11 protein-coding genes are annotated in these 14512 nt (G+C 58.4%); 5 read left to right on the top strand and 6 right to left on the bottom strand.

The genetic code is table 11. The features are described 5' to 3' along the window. The first annotated feature begins 405 nt into the window (after positions 1–405). Positions 406–2229: a hypothetical protein gene (locus tag VO84_RS19310; RefSeq protein WP_058189430.1), complete on the top strand. Its 1824-nt coding sequence runs from the start codon at positions 406–408 to the stop codon at positions 2227–2229. 71 nt (positions 2230–2300) lie between these two features. Here the strand turns inward: VO84_RS19310 and VO84_RS19315 are convergent, their stop codons facing one another. Beyond that, the gene (locus VO84_RS19315) at positions 2301–3731 is read right to left on the bottom strand and encodes a glutamine synthetase family protein (RefSeq protein WP_058189431.1); all 1431 of its coding nucleotides are present in this window, start codon (positions 3729–3731) and stop codon (positions 2301–2303) included. Between the two features lie 510 nt (positions 3732–4241). Here VO84_RS19315 and VO84_RS19320 point away from each other — a divergent pair. The 4 genes from VO84_RS19320 to VO84_RS19335 all read left to right on the top strand — a co-directional run bounded on the left by VO84_RS19320 (position 4242) and on the right by VO84_RS19335 (position 9325). After that, positions 4242–5480 carry a sensor histidine kinase gene (locus VO84_RS19320; RefSeq protein ID WP_197414131.1) on the top strand — a complete coding sequence of 413 codons (1239 nt, stop codon included), beginning with the start codon at positions 4242–4244 and terminating at the stop codon, positions 5478–5480. Continuing rightward, positions 5477–6259: a response regulator transcription factor gene (locus tag VO84_RS19325; protein WP_082662216.1), complete on the top strand. Its 783-nt coding sequence runs from the start codon at positions 5477–5479 to the stop codon at positions 6257–6259. The genes VO84_RS19320 and VO84_RS19325 overlap by 4 nt, the downstream gene beginning before the upstream one ends. A 72-nt stretch (positions 6260–6331) precedes the next feature. Continuing rightward, positions 6332–8983: an AMP-binding protein gene (locus tag VO84_RS19330; RefSeq protein WP_058189433.1), complete on the top strand. Its 2652-nt coding sequence runs from the start codon at positions 6332–6334 to the stop codon at positions 8981–8983. 12 nt (positions 8984–8995) lie between these two features. Then, positions 8996–9325: a TfoX/Sxy family protein gene (locus VO84_RS19335; RefSeq protein WP_058189434.1), complete on the top strand. Its 330-nt coding sequence runs from the start codon at positions 8996–8998 to the stop codon at positions 9323–9325. Positions 9326–9335: 10 nt separating this feature from the next. Here the strand turns inward: VO84_RS19335 and VO84_RS19340 are convergent, their stop codons facing one another. From VO84_RS19340 to VO84_RS19360, 5 genes are read right to left on the bottom strand one after another with little or no spacing between them, the layout of a single operon-like run. Continuing rightward, positions 9336–10160 (bottom strand): CheR family methyltransferase, encoded by an 825-nt coding sequence (locus VO84_RS19340; RefSeq protein ID WP_058189435.1) that lies wholly within the window; start codon positions 10158–10160, stop codon positions 9336–9338. Between the two features lie 2 nt (positions 10161–10162). Then, positions 10163–11302, bottom strand: coding sequence for a protein-glutamate methylesterase/protein-glutamine glutaminase (locus tag VO84_RS19345; RefSeq protein WP_058189436.1), 1140 nt, complete (start codon positions 11300–11302; stop codon positions 10163–10165). A 3-nt stretch (positions 11303–11305) separates the two neighbouring features. After that, positions 11306–11674 carry a response regulator gene (locus VO84_RS19350; RefSeq protein WP_058189437.1) on the bottom strand — a complete coding sequence of 123 codons (369 nt, stop codon included), beginning with the start codon at positions 11672–11674 and terminating at the stop codon, positions 11306–11308. Between the two features lie 25 nt (positions 11675–11699). Continuing rightward, complete coding sequence (locus tag VO84_RS19355; protein WP_058189438.1) at positions 11700–12185, bottom strand: chemotaxis protein CheW; 486 nt, start codon at positions 12183–12185, stop codon at positions 11700–11702. Continuing rightward, on the bottom strand, positions 12182–14434 hold the full coding sequence (locus VO84_RS19360; protein WP_058189439.1) for a chemotaxis protein CheA: 2253 nt from the start codon (positions 14432–14434) through the stop codon (positions 12182–12184). The genes VO84_RS19355 and VO84_RS19360 overlap by 4 nt, the downstream gene beginning before the upstream one ends. Positions 14435–14512: the final 78 nt, after the last annotated feature.

The raw sequence follows: 14512 nt of genomic DNA on the forward strand, positions 1-14512 counted from the left end.
GTTTGACCTTAAGAAATCTTTGGGACCACTGCGTTTTGCCTGATAAGCCGAATGAAGATTGACAATCCTGTGCACCACTTTATAATCGGTCAGTCACCCGGGCCATCTACTAGCAGTGCTCTTTAGGCAGAATTACCTGCCTTTCTCCTCACGCCTTGCGGCCTCCCCACGGCCCTACGCGGCAGATAAAAGCCGCATGTCTATGTGGTTATGTAATGTCTGCTTTTTGTGCGCCCTCTCGGGGATGCATAAGGAGTTTGTGGTTTGTCGCAAATTTCTCCTCTCCAGGCTTTGTTTCGAATGGATTACGTGACAGCCATGGGCGCTGTCATATCGCATGGCGTGCATGGAATGCCGCCATAGAGTTAAGTCGCTTCTCTTCCCATTCCGAAATGAGGACTACACATGCTTCGTGTCAGTTTTTCAATGCTCACAGCTGCGGTTGTACTCTCTCTCGCCGGTGCCGGTGCTTTATCTGAAGCCGGTGCTCGTCCCGCACCCAGTAATCATCCCAGTGCCATCGCCGGTGCTGAAGCCACTACCAGCGGCATGACAGGTTACACGCAGAGCGGTGTCAGTCTTGGCTTTGGCAATACCATTCCCATGGGGCACGAGTGGGTGACCCGCATGGCAGCGGTGGAGCTGCTCGGCTACACCCCGGCCAGCATGCCCGACCTGCCCGATCCCAAAGACCCACGCAAGAAATGGACACAGGGCAAAGCGAAGAACCTTAGTCTCAATACTCTGGGCGCGCAGGACGTGGTAAGGAGCATCAAATCGGAAATCTACAACGATGATCGATATCTGTCCCGCTATAAAGCCATCTATGCTGCCATTGTTGGCGAGCGCTGGGTGGATATTGCCGGCTATAACGTCGCGTCCAAATATATCGGCTTGAAGGACTGCTGGTCCGCGGTAGCACAGGAAGCGGAAGAACTTCAGGAAGACCACTTCATGCGCAAGAATGATTCGCAAGGAGGCCAGGGTTCCGTCGATGCAGCGAAAGAGGGCAGAAGAAGATTTATTCAATACTTTGTCAACGCGGCAATGGCTCCGCCCACCATCATGAACGTTTACGACGGCGGCGCGGCAGGTTCCATTTCAGTGGATGTTGACCGTAACTTCTTTCTCTTTGGCCGCGCTCTGCACCTCTTTGAGGACTCCTTCAGCTCGGAGCACGTCGTGCGTCTGGACACTGACAGTTACACCAAGGTGCGCTCCATCAAGAGCTACCTGTGTGCGCCCGGTTCTGAAGTCCATGAGCACAGCATTTCGAAAATCCTTAACTACACCAGCGGAGACGTCATCTGGAAACCCGGCACAGGGATCGATTCCTCTTGGAACGCCTACAGGCCCAGCAATATGAAGAAGGACCCGCTGGTAGCTTCTGAAGCTACCAAGGATGCCTGGGCGGCTTTCATACGAACCATGGGCTATCCCATGGAGCAGCGCCAGGCTATTGCTACCAGCGAAGCCGAAACCCTGGCAAACAACTGGCTCAGCTATGACGAGAATGAAATGACGCACTGGTATGACAAGGCGTCGAACCGCAATGAAAGCTATGTACTCATGGCCGGCGAAACAGGCACAGGACAAAGCGTGGATCAGTGCATGCAGAAGAATGTCGGCACTACAGACAAAGTGGGCTACATGAACAATATCAAGAAGGAGCAGCGCACTTGTATCTATAACGCCATTCCATGGCCGGGCTACGACGACCTCTACGATACCTCACTGCACATGTATTACACCTGGCAGTGGCGCAGCGGGTCGGGCTACGACACACCGCCGGTGGATTGGCAGATTCCCAATCGTCCCGCCGACACGGGCGCTCGAGTACAAATCCAGAGCGTTTCAACAGGGCAATACATGGTCGCGCCGGACGGACTCCAGGCCGACGCCTGGGTGTATTTGAAATCCGGAATTGCACCCTTGGATTTCATCGTGCTCGGCCCGAAGGAGAAAAGCTATTTCCGCTTGGCCAAAAATCCACGATTGTTCCTAAGCTACCGCGCTTCCGATGGAGCAGTGAAGCTCTATGACTTCGGCACTTCAGAGCCCTCAGATTACACGCTCGCGCCTGCAGGCCCGGGGAGTTGGTCCATCAAGCAAATCTACTGGCAGCAGTACATGTACGTATACCTCAGCACGATGTCACCGTATATCGACAGCAATGGTGATCCCAAAAAGGGCAATGGTCAGTGGGTCATGCAAGGGCTGCCGCAATAAAGAATGCCCAGCACAAAAAACCGGCGCAGCCCACAAGGGCCACGCCGGTTTTCTTGAGAGCAAAGTGAAGTCTAAAACAAGTTCCAAAGCGACTGGTTGTATACCTCATGGTGATACTGCACCTCAGGTCCCTTCACGAAAGTCCCGAGAGCCCTGGGGCAGCGATCCGCGGCAGCCTGCTTCAGTTCCGCAAAGCGGCCCTGCACATCCGCTCCCAGAATCTCTGCAACCCACTTTGACTTCCTGAAATCCTCAATGGCCTGCTGAACGTTGTCGGGCAGATAACGGCTGGCCTGGCGCAGATTTTTGATCTCCGCCTTGGTGCCGTCAATGCCCGTCTTGAAGATGGAGTAGAGCGCGAGATACGGGTTCGCATCTGGAGCCACCGAGCGAACTTCCACGCGCATCGACTTCGAGTTGCCAATGGGCACGCGCACCATGGAGCCGCGATCCGTGGCTGAAGCCTTGATCTGGTTCGGCGCCTCAAAGTGCGGGTCCAGGCGGCGATAGGCGTTCACGCTCGGGTTCAGAATGAGGCAGATATCAAGCGCGCGCGACAAAATACGGTCGATAAAATCCCAGCCGAACTCCGAAAGCTTCTCCTGGCCGTGTGCATCCCACATCAGGTTGGTCTTGTTATGTGACACCGAGAGATTCGTGTGCATGCCGGAGCCATTCACTCCGACGACGGGCTTCGGCAGGAAGCTCGCCGTGTATCCCATGTTGGTAGCAATCTGGCGGGTCAACAGCTTGTAGAGCTGTATCTGGTCCGCGGCGGCAACAACCTCGCCGTAGCCATAGTTAATCTCAAACTGGCTGGGCGCAACCTCCGGGTGGTCCTTCTCGTTCTGGAAGCCCATGGCACGCTGCACTTCAGCTGCAGTGTCAATGAACTGGCGCAGCGGATCAAGCGGAAGCGAGTGGTAGTAACCGCCAGTGTTTACGTAATCGAACTTGCCGGTGAGATGGAAGTTCTTTTCCGCATCCTTGCCCGCGAACAGGAAGCCTTCAATCTCGTTCGCTGCATTCAACGTGTAGCCCTTTTCGGCGTACAGCTTGTCGGAGTATGCCTTGAGAACGCCGCGCAAATCGCCGGAGTAGGGAGTGCCATCCTTGTCGATGACAATGCCGAAGACCAGCACCTTGCCTGTGCCGAACACATCCGCCGGAACCCAGTAAAACGCGCTCCAGTCAATGCCGAGCCGCAGATCGCTCTCCTTCTGCGCGGTAAAACCGCGAATAGATGAGCCGTCAAAGGTCAGGTTCTCGTAGCTGTTCAGCAGGAACTTCTTGTCGTAATCGAGCAGGTGAAGCCGGCCTTCCAGGTCGGAGAAGAGAACCGTTACAGCCTTGATGCGCTTTTCTTCGGCCAGGTAGTTCAGACGCTTATCGCGGATTTCGTCAATAGGGACGCGGTTGATGCGGTCGGTCTTGGCTGCCAGGTTCAGTTCTTCCAGCTCGTCATACGGAAGCGCCAGAAAATTGCGGTACTCAATGGACATGAAACTCCTTCAGGTGCGAAATAAAGGTTTGCGAACAGATCAGTCTAGGGTTCGGCTCATAAGGATCGCATAAACACTTGCAGAGGCTCTCCTGCAGCGCCGGGCATCTAAGGATTGTCAAGAACAGAATAGCAACCAGAAACGGGGAGGATGCAAGCAAATCGGACGCCATCCAGCAACGAATTCTCGCCGTGGCAGTTTGGCGGCGCCGTAAAAATGCAATGCTGGCGGCATCAGAAAGGAAGGTTGAATTGCCACATTACTGTAAAGATGCGATAAGGAATCTGTTAGAATCCACGGAATAGCCATTTATTTCTTTATCGATTGTTGCCGGAAAGACTTCGAACTTAGCCCAGTTGAAATAACTAAAACAACGTTTTACCCGGCGCAGAGCAAATTCTGCAGGGAGAGTTTCAGGGGGCAGTTTTGTCAGGGTTTCCCGTACCAATGCGCGACCCGGCCAACCGGGCCCAGAAACGCGCACAGGCTAAGGGTAGTATTCGGCGGATTGTGGCCGGATTGCGCGCGGCAGCGTCCCCACGGCAGAACCCCAAAGCGGCCGATCCAGTCCCCACGGATGTGCGTTCAGCGGAGTGGGAGATGAGCAGCCTGCACGAGCTCACGCGGCGTACTCTGCAGCTTGATTTGCATCTTGAGCCTGGACCGCGCCTCATTGAGCTTATCTACGAAATCTTCGCGCTGGAAGCTGTAGCTATCTTTGACCGCGATCTGCATGCCGTGTATCAGGCCGGCGAGTGGAGCAAAGATCCCGGAGAACTCGCGCAGAATGTGTATCACTTCGAGACAACCTCCGACGATGTGACGACCGGCATCAGCAGGCGCGTTCTGCGCCTCGGGGCCGTGCCCGTCGGCAGCCTGGTGCTGCGCGGCGAAACTTCTCCGCTGGTGAATGATGCCATTGGGGATATAGCGGCCATGACCTTCGATCGTTACCGGGCAACCGCGAATGAGAGCCGCATTGAGGCCGAACGCGAGGCCGAACAGTTGCGGACAGCAGTACTCGACGGCCTTGCTCATGCCTACAAAACGCCACTGACCGCCATTCGCGCTGCTGCCAGCGGCCTGCAGGAGATGCAGAGAAAGCTTAGTCCCGCGCAGGCTGACCTCGTGGAGCTGATTGACGATCAGGCGCGACTGCTCAGCGACCTGACCACGCGCCTGCTCCAGACAGCACGGCTGGCAGGCAGTGACGGAGAGGCCAGTCAGATAGCCTTTAAGCTGCAAATTTCCACGGTATCCGCGGCCAGTCTCTTGGAAGAGGCATGCACGCTGCTGGGCGAGCGCGCTGCCGACACGCAACTGGAGTCGCCGGACGAAAAACTGGCGCTGCGCTGCGATCGGCAGATGATATCCCTGCTGCTCGCGCAATATGTGGAAAATGCCTGCAAATACTCTGACCTGGGCACACCGATTGTGATGCGCGCCGAGCGCACGGGCGATGAAGTAATTTTCTCCGTACGGAACTTCGGGCCGGTCATTCCGCAGTCAGATCGCGAGCGCATCTTCGATCGTTTCTACCGCTCGGCCTCCGGCGTTGCGCACGCGGCGGGCACGGGCATTGGGCTTTCCGTGGCCAAGCGCGTTGCGCTGGCGCATGGCGGATCGGTATGGGCAGCAAGCGGCGCAGAGGAAGGAACTACTTTCTTTGCCGCAATTCCGCTCGCACCGGCAAATGAGACAGACGCGGCTCCTGCAGCCGCGAACCAAAAGAGGAGTTCGGCTTTATGACCCAGACGCAGACAGCACTGCGCGTATTGATTGTGGATGACGAACCGGCAATTCGCCGCGCCCTTAGGCCTCCGTTGTCGGAGTTGGGATTTGAAGTAGCCGAGGCCTCGCGTGGTGAGATTGCGCTGGAGATGCTGCGCGCCGAGCCCTATGACGTGGTCCTGCTCGATGTAAATATGCCCGGCATTGGCGGCCTGGAAACGTTGCGGCGGATTCGCGCAGCCTCGCCTCGTCTACCGATTCTGATGCTGACCGTTCGCGATACCGAAGACGAAAAGGTGCATGCGCTTGAGGCCGGCGCAGATGACTACGTCACCAAGCCCTTCAGCGTACGCGAACTGGTGGCACGTATTCGTGCCACGGTGCGCCGCGTGCAGCAGCCGCAGCGGCCAGACGATGCCCCGATTGAGATCGGCGAGATCAAGTTGAATCCCCCTCGGCGCCTGGTCACAAGGCGCGGCCAGCCCATTCACCTTACGCGCAAGGAGTTCGACATCCTCCATTGCCTCATGAGCCGCGCCGGTCGCGTAGTCACGTATGCCCGGCTGCTTACCGCGGTGTGGGGTGCGGATTGTCGCGAAGAGGTTGAGTATTTGCGGACCTTTGTGCGCCAGCTTCGCAAGAAGATCGAGGATGATCCGGCGCGGCCCGTCTACCTGCTCACCGATATTTACGTTGGCTACCGCTTTGCCGATCAGCAGATGCTGGAAGAGGCGCACGCGGCACGCGAGCCCGGCTCGCCTGACAGCGTGGTGCCCGCTGCAGCCGCTCAGGACTGAGTCAGAATTGAAACTGTCCCAATCGTGTCGTGGCTCCCATCTGCCGCGCTGCTAACATGATGCTGCAACCCTATGCGCGAGCATCTTGCCACACTCGTTGAAGATTTTCGCCGCTACGGGCATGAGATTGCCGTGGTGCGTACGGAGGGCAATCGCCGCCGCGCGGCCACCTACGGCGAGATTGCAAACCTTGCAGGGCGCTTCGCCGCTCTTCTGGAAGCACATCATGTCGCACCCGGCGATCGCGTTCTGATCTGGGGTGAAAACTCCGCCGAGTGGGTTGCCGCATTTCACGGCTGCATTCTGCGCGGCGCGCTTGCAGTGCCTCTTGATGCCTTCGGCAGCGCAGAATTCGCGGCCCGCATCGCTGCCGACGTGCAGCCCAGGGTGGCCGTGGGCGATGCAAACCTGTTGAAGCAACTCCCCTCGGATGCGGATCATCACTTCCCACTCATTGCCTTTGAAAACTGGCCCACAGCTTTGCCGCAGAATGAACTTGGCCCAGTGCAAGGCCTCAACCGCGAAACGCCTCTGCAGATTCTCTTCACCTCCGGCACCACCGGCGACCCCAAAGGCATCGTGCACACCCACGGCAATGTGCTTGCCAGCATAGGTCCCATCGAGCAGGCCGCACAGAGTTATATGCGCTATGAAAAATATGTGCATCCGCTGCGGTTTCTGCACACGCTGCCGCTCAGCCATGTCTTTGGGCAAACCATGGGCCTCTGGATTCCACCCATCTTCCGCGCTGAAGTTCACTTTGAAAGCCGTCTCGTCGCGCCCCGTCTGATCGAGACCATCCAGCGCGAACGTATCTCTGTCCTTGCAGCTGTTCCGCGCGTCTTCGCGCTTCTCAAAACACATCTTGAAGCCTCCATTCCCAATCTCTCCAAGCGTGTTGCAGAATCCCGCGCCAAACCCGCAGGCAAATTCGGCTGGAAGCGCTGGTGGTGGTTTCGCAAAGTACATCGGGCCTTCGGGTTCAAATTCTGGGCGCTCATCTCCGGCGGCGGCGCGCTTTCTCCCAGCGTCGAAGAATTCTGGAACGCGCTCGGGTTCGTACTCGTACAGGGCTACGGCATGACGGAGACCACGGCGCTCATTACGCTCAACCACCCCTTCCGCGTGGCCAAGGGCACCATCGGTAAGCCACTCCCCGGACGCGAAGTAAAAATCGGCGCCGACGGCGAAGTGCTCGTACGCGGCCCAATGATCTCAAGCGCAACGTGGTCCGGAGGCGAGTTGCACCAGCGCCAGGACGAATGGCTATCCACGGGCGATCTCGCCGAAGCGCAGGAAACAGGTGAGCTGAAGTTCCTCGGCCGCAAGAGTGAAGTCATCGTCACCGCATCGGGCGTAAATATTCACCCGGAAGATCTGGAAGCAATCATTGAGCAACAGCCAGGCGTGGTGGCATGCGCGGTCGTAGCTCTCGAAACCCCATCCGGTCCTGAGCCATGCGCAGTGCTCGCCATGCGCGGTGCAAGTGAAGGCGCTCCCGATGCAATCGAGCAGGCCAACACGCGTCTGGCGGATTTCCAGCGCGTGCGCCGCTGGCTGCTATGGCCAGAGCCGGACCTGCCGCGCACCACAACCGGAAAGGTTCGTCGCAAAGCAGTCTCCGAATGGGTTCATAGCGTCGAAGCCGCTCGGCTCGGCCTTCGTTCAGAGACAGCTTTCGCGCCTTCATCGGATTGGCTCTTGCACTTGATCGCTGGAATCACCGGCGAGACACCGCACAACGTGGGCGACGAACTGCGGCTCGATGAAGACCTACATCTCGACAGTCTGGGTCGCGTACAGCTTGCCGCCGCAATTGAACAGAAACTGGGAATGCCGCCCGAGTCCGGCTTTCTCGAAGAGATTCGCACGCTGGGCGAGCTACGCGCACTGGCGGGTGGTGTCGGATCAATCTCGGATTCCGCGTCATCGAGCGCTTCGCAAACTCGCCAGCCCTCACTGTCAAGCGAAACTTCAGCCGCTCCGATCCCAGCCGCACAGCGTAATTACACGTATTCACTCTGGCCGTGGATCTGGCCTGTGCAAACACTGCGCGTTGTATTTCAGGAGGCGATTGCACAGCCTCTGACATGGTTCCTTGCTGCTCCGCGCGTAACGGCGCCTGCTGATTTGCGTGCCGCCCTCCACACCACCGGTCCAATGCTCATCATCGCCAACCACATCTCCGCGTATGATGGGCCGCTCGTGCAATACGCGCTACCCGGTAAGCTGCGCCGACACCTCGCGACGGCCATGTCTGGTGAAATGCTGGACGACATGCTCCACTTCCGCAATCCCGAGCGCGGCCCGCGTTACGGCAAGTTCTCGCCCTTCGGCCCCATCGCATGGTTCCTCGCCACGGTGCTCTATAACGTCTTCCCGCTCCCACGCACGCGCGACTTTCAGCGCAGCTTCACCCATGCAGGCCACGCGCTGGACCGCGGCTTTAATGTGCTTGTCTTTCCGGAAGGCACACGTTCGGAGTCCGGCAAACTGGCCCCATTCCGGCAGGGAATCGGACTGCTGGTAAAGCAGTCCGGCGTGCCCGTCCTTCCAGTAGCGTTGCTCGGTCTCGGCGATCTGAAACAAAAAGGCCGCGGCTGGTTTCGCTCCGGCAAAATCGAAATACGCGTCGGCGAACCCATTCGCTTCGATCGCGATGTCACCGAGGCGCAGATCACCGAGCTTTTGCACGCTGAGACACAGCGGCTTCTAACGCAGTAAAGGGGCAGCGCAATGGCTCGCGATAAAGGCCTCGAAACACTCATCGCCGAAGATCTCAATGGCCAATTTGGTCTATCGGAAAAGGCCATGTTCGGTGGATGGGCCTGGCTGCTCGATGGCAAGCTGCTGATTGGCGCGCGCGATACCGGCATGTTAGCGCGCGTTGGCGAAGACAATGAATCGTGGGCGCTAAAGATATCCGGCGTGATTCCCATGAGGATGCGAGACAAGAGAATGCGTGGGTGGGTGCGCGTAGATATAGGCCCATGCAGTGACGATGCGCTGCGTCGCAAGCTCATCGCCGCTGCAATTGAGTTCGTCCTGACTTTGCCGGCAAAATAAGAGGCAGTCTTTAACTGTTGTACCGCGCCTTCGGCGTAAAGTGGCAGGTTCCCCCAGCCAAAACGGGGTTCCATAGCGACATATCGGCAGGCTGTTCGCTCAATCCAAGAAAAAGTACCCCATCCGACGCAAGCAGCCTCTGAGTTTCAGCCAGCACCTTCTTGCGTGACTCATTTGAAAAGTAAAGCATTACGTTACGAAGGAAAATCACATCGAATCGCTCGCCGAATGGCAGCGGAGTCTGGCAGAGATCGGCTTGCCGAAAGTTGCACATCTGCCGAATCTCCGGCTTGATCGCCCATTCCTCTCCTTGATGCTCAAAGAAACGGACCACGCAGCGCGCCGGTAGCCCGCGGTTGATCTCAATGCGGTGATAGCGGCCCGCGCTCGCGCGTGCAACCATCTCCGCGGAGAAATCTGTCCCCTCGATGCGAATCTCCCATGTAGCAAGCAGCGGAAAATGTTCACGAAGCAGCATCGCCAGTGAGTATGCCTCCTGACCGGTGGAGCAGGCCGCGGACCAGAGGCGCAGCTTGCGCGTGCTCATGCGCTTTTCAATCAGGCCTGGCAGCAGTTCCTTGCGGAGCAGCTCAAAAGGCCTTCCATCGCGAAAGAAGCTTGTCTCATTGATCGTCATGGCCTCGGCCACGGCGCGTTCCAGCGCCGCGTCACGCTGCCTGCGAAGCTGTTCCACCAGCTCTCCGATGTGGCTCATCTCGCGATTCCGTAGCAGCCGCGCCAATCGCGTCTCAAAAAGATAATCGCGCGATGGATCAAGCACATTGTGCGAAAGAGAATTCACCATCTCGCGCAGATAGTTGAAATCGGCCTGCATCCTCACACCGCCGATTCCCGAAGCATCATCGCTTCGCTATCAGGTTTAGCGCACAGGCGCAGAATCTCCGCCGCCATTCGTTGAACAGGCAACACAGTGTGCGCCAGATTTTCGTGAACAATTGCTCCCGGCATACCCCACACTGCGCTGCTGGCCTCGTCCTGGGCAAGAATCGTCGCGCCCAAATCATAGAGAGCACGCGTACCGGTCAAACCGTCATGGCCCATGCCTGTGAGCATCACAGCCAGCAGGTTCCCGCCATAAACCTGCGCGGCTGACCGGAAGAGCACATCGACGGATGGCCGGCAGTGATTCTCCAGTGCCGCCTGATCCAGATGCAGCGTCAGCGGCTGCCCCGGTGCAGCCACCAGCTTCATATGCCAGTCGCCGCGGGCGATATAAATCCGCCCCGGGCGCACAGCCATTCCCTCTGCTGCTTCGCAAACCTCAGGAGCACAGCGCGTATTCAGCCGCTCCGCAAGTTGCCGCGTAAAAAGGTCAGGCATGTGCTGCACCACAAACACCGGCAGTGGAAATGACGCGGGCAGCGCAGGCAGAATCACATCAAGCGCCGCTGGGCCGCCAGTAGAAACGCCAATCACCACTGCAGCCGGGGCGGGGGAGTACGCGTGGCGCGCGGAAAGGTGCGGCATAGCAGTGGCAGGGGAGAGATTCTGCCTGCGTGTTGCAAACGGCAAGCTGCGGCGCATCGTGAGCGCGCGAATCTTCGGAATCAGTTCTGCAGCCAGGGCCTGCGTGGCCGCCTCTCGGCTGGTTTGTCCTGTTGGCTTGGCCACATAATCGGACGCTCCGCTGGCAAGCGATTCAATGGTCACCTGTGCGCCGCGCTGCGTGAGTGCGCTGCACATGATGATAGGCAGCCGCGGAGCGCGCTCGCGCATCTGCTTGAGCGTCGCAAGACCATCCATTACAGGCATCTCCACATCCAGCAGAACAAGATCGGGCCGCACAACAGAAAGCGCGTTGAGTGCGGAAAGCCCGTCAGATGCCGTTCCGGCCACCTCCAGCGCGGAATCCGTCGAGACCACCGAGCGGAGCAAACTGCGCATCACTGCGGAGTCGTCCACTATAAGGACACGAATGCGGGACGCTGCGCGCGCCTCAGACTGTAACTCCAGCATCAGCTACGCCCCCACTAGGCCCATCATTGCCAGTTTGCCGGAGAGCGCTTCAGCTTCAAACGGCTTCATCAGGTACTCGTCCGCACCAGCGTCCAGTGCGCACAAAATGTTATCGTTCTCAGACCGCGTGGTCACCATCAGGACCTTCACAGAGGTATACCCCTCAGCCCGCATCTGGCACAGCATCTCCAGGCCGCTCATGATGGGCATATTCCAATCCAGCAGCGCCAGCTCGAATGGCGCAGATGCGCGAAGCGCCATCAGTCCGTCTGCGCCGTTGGCAGCCTCCTCGCACTCAATGCCAAGTGGCGCAAGCAGGCCGCGCAGATGATTGCGGATAAAGCGTGAGTCGTCGACAATAAGCGCTCGCATAATCTCTCCGTTCAGTAAATGCGGCTCAGTTTGCTCTGGCCAGTTCAAGCGGGTCAATGCGTGCCGGGTCCAGCATGACCATCAGCCTGTCTTTGAGCTTGTATGTGCCCGCAAAGAAGGCCTTGGATCGCTCGTGAATCGTGGATGGATTAGGCTCAAAGTCTTCCTGCGAAACAGTAAGTACCTCGCGCACCGAGTCAACGATCAAGCCGAAGCAGCCGTTGGCGCTCTCCACCACCAGCAGATCAGGAACCTTGCCTTCAAGCGGCGGCATGCCCAGAAGCTGCCGCGCATTCACCGTCGTCAGCACATCGCCGCGATAATGCACCAGCCCGCCCACAAAGGCTGGCGCCAGGGGCACAGTCTCAGGCTTGGTATCTCCCACAATCTCCAGAATGTGCGAGATGGGAAGACCATAAAGACCGTCGCCAAGATGAATCGAACAGACCTCGGCCATTTCGACAGCGGTCTCTTTCTTGCAGGAGCGAAGGCTGTTTGCCGCTGTGCTCATTGTGCATTCTCCACACAGGCTTCGGAGGCAGCTTCAGGCAGAGGCAACATTGAAACGCTGCCCAGATCAACAATGCCGGTGACGCGATCCTTGAGCAGTGTCACGCCGCTTGCCGCCTGCGCCGTGCCGGCCTCAATCAGGTCGCTGCCCGCGGCCACATCTAGCACATGCGATACAGCTACGCCTATCTGGCGGCCAGCTTCGCGACAGACCACAACAATCACCTGCATCTCGCCGCGTGCCTCTGCCAAAATGCCCCCTGCATCTTCCACGGCCAGTAGTTGTCCGTCGAAGTGCAACACAGGCCGCACGCCAATGTATTCCACTCGCGATGCCGACACCTGCTCAATCCGAAGCACATCCGCAAGCCGCACTGCCGCGCGTCGTCCTGCCACTTCCACCAGCAGATACTCGTTGCCTTGCGCCTCCTCGGCCTCCACCACCGCGTCGCCCATCTTGATCTGCTCCTCAGCGCGCATGGCCACGCCCGCCCTCGCTGCAATCGCACCCGGATCCAGAATCAATGCCAGGTCGCCATTGCCCAGCACAGTCGCGCCGGAATAGAGGCCAATGTCTTTCAGCACATGGCTCAGAGGCTTAACCACAATCTCTTCCGGATCGGCCAGCCCATCCACCACCAGACCGTACCTGCGGCCATCAGCATCAAGAACCGCGACAAAAATATCGCCCACTTCGCGCGATTGCCCACGCGTATCCGCCATCAGCATTCGATCCAGAAAGACCAGCGGCAGAAGCTGCCCACGCAGCCGGTACAGCGGCGCATTCTCAATCCACTCAATCGCTTCCACAGCCTGCTCGGTGCTCAGATGCACAAGCTCTGACAGCGCCCCCTGCGGTACTGCAAAGCTCTTGTCCAGGCTGCGAACAATCAGTGCGGGAATGATCGCCAGCGTCAGCGGAATCCGCAGGCGCAGCGTCGTGCCTTTGCCCAGGCGCGATTCAATCTCCACCTCGCCGCCAATCTTCTCCACGTTGGTCTTCACCACGTCCATGCCCACGCCGCGTCCACTCACGCTGGTCACTGCTGTGGCAGTGGAGAAGCCCGGCAGAAAAATCAGATTCAACAACTCACGGTCAGGAAGTTGGGCTGCAGCCTCCAAAGTGATCAGGCCGCGCTCAATAGCCTTCTTGCGAACCTTCTCGGCCGAAATACCGGCGCCATCATCGCTCACTTCCACAATCACGTGGCTGCCTTGCTGCCCAGCACGCAGCTTCAGCGTCCCCTCGGCATTCTTCCCCGCGGCCACACGAACCTCCGGCGGCTCAATACCATGGTCAAGCGAGTTCCGCACGGCATGTGTCAGCGGATCCTTGATGGCCTCCAGCAGACTCTTGTCCAGCTCCGTCTCCTGGCCATTCATTTCAAGGCGCACCTTGCGGCCCAATAGCTGTGAAACATCGCGCACAATGCGCGGCATCTTGGAGAAGATATTCGACACCGGCTGCATGCGCGCCTTCATTACACTCTCGCGCAGATCCGCCGTCACCATGTCCAGCCGCCGCGTAAGCAAAGTCATCTTGGAATCGGCCGCCGTGGCCTGTAACACCTGGTTGCGCGTAAGCACCAGCTCGCCCACCAGGTTCATCATCCTGTTCAGCAGAGCCACATCCACACGCAGCGTGCTCTCCGCGGCAGATGTTGCGGTTGTTACCGCAGCAGCGCCCTTCGCAGGTTCACTGCCGCTTGCCGGTGCTGCCTGCGGAACGGGACGCGGCCTGGCAACAGCTTCAGCAGTGGCCTTCTTCTGTACTACCGCCTGCTTTTGTTCCTGCGCCATAGCCATCAGAAGTGGATTCTGCACCTGTGTAGAGGTCAACGCAGCACTGAGCTCTTCAGGTTGCGGCTCTTCATCCGGCTCCTGCAACTCTTCCAGCCGGGCAATTAATTCCGCATCCTCGACATCGACCTCGCCGCCATCAGCTTCAATATTGCTCAGAATCGAACGCAGGCCATCCAACAACTCCAGCAGCCCTGTAATAATGTGCGGCTTCGCGACCAGTTTGCCATCACGCAGCAGGCCCAGAAGATTCTCGCCGGCGTGAGCCAGCTTCTCCAGCCGCTTAAATCCCAGAAAACCCGTCGTGCCTTTAATCGTGTGCACTGAGCGAAAGATGTCCGCCAGCAACGCCGTATCGTCTGGCCGGCTTTCCAGCTCGGTCAGGCACCGCTCCATGCGGTCCAGTCCCTCCTGGCTTTCGATCAGAAACTCCCGCGTCAACTCATCCATGATCTAGTTTTCTGCCTTTGCGCAACGGTGGGCCTATTGCCGTATATCGGTAGACTTGCGGGACAACTTGAGCGCAGA

It is taken from the genome of Occallatibacter gabretensis (genome assembly GCF_001449115.1).
GTDB classification, from domain to species: domain Bacteria; phylum Acidobacteriota; class Terriglobia; order Terriglobales; family Acidobacteriaceae; genus Telmatobacter; species Telmatobacter gabretensis.

Excerpts from the sequence above, each read along its gene's own strand:
- VO84_RS19310 (WP_058189430.1), top strand. The coding sequence starts at position 406 with ATGCTTCGTGTCAGTTTTTCAATGCTCACAGCTGCGGTTGTACTCTCT.
- VO84_RS19315 (WP_058189431.1), bottom strand. The coding sequence starts at position 3,731 with ATGTCCATTGAGTACCGCAATTTTCTGGCGCTTCCGTATGACGAGCTG.
- VO84_RS19325 (WP_082662216.1), top strand. The coding sequence starts at position 5,477 with ATGACCCAGACGCAGACAGCACTGCGCGTATTGATTGTGGATGACGAA.
- VO84_RS19330 (WP_058189433.1), top strand. The coding sequence starts at position 6,332 with ATGCGCGAGCATCTTGCCACACTCGTTGAAGATTTTCGCCGCTACGGG.
- VO84_RS19335 (WP_058189434.1), top strand. The coding sequence starts at position 8,996 with ATGGCTCGCGATAAAGGCCTCGAAACACTCATCGCCGAAGATCTCAAT.
- VO84_RS19340 (WP_058189435.1), bottom strand. The coding sequence starts at position 10,160 with ATGCAGGCCGATTTCAACTATCTGCGCGAGATGGTGAATTCTCTTTCG.
- VO84_RS19345 (WP_058189436.1), bottom strand. The coding sequence starts at position 11,302 with ATGCTGGAGTTACAGTCTGAGGCGCGCGCAGCGTCCCGCATTCGTGTC.
- VO84_RS19350 (WP_058189437.1), bottom strand. The coding sequence starts at position 11,674 with ATGCGAGCGCTTATTGTCGACGACTCACGCTTTATCCGCAATCATCTG.
- VO84_RS19355 (WP_058189438.1), bottom strand. The coding sequence starts at position 12,185 with ATGAGCACAGCGGCAAACAGCCTTCGCTCCTGCAAGAAAGAGACCGCT.
- VO84_RS19360 (WP_058189439.1), bottom strand. The coding sequence starts at position 14,434 with ATGGATGAGTTGACGCGGGAGTTTCTGATCGAAAGCCAGGAGGGACTG.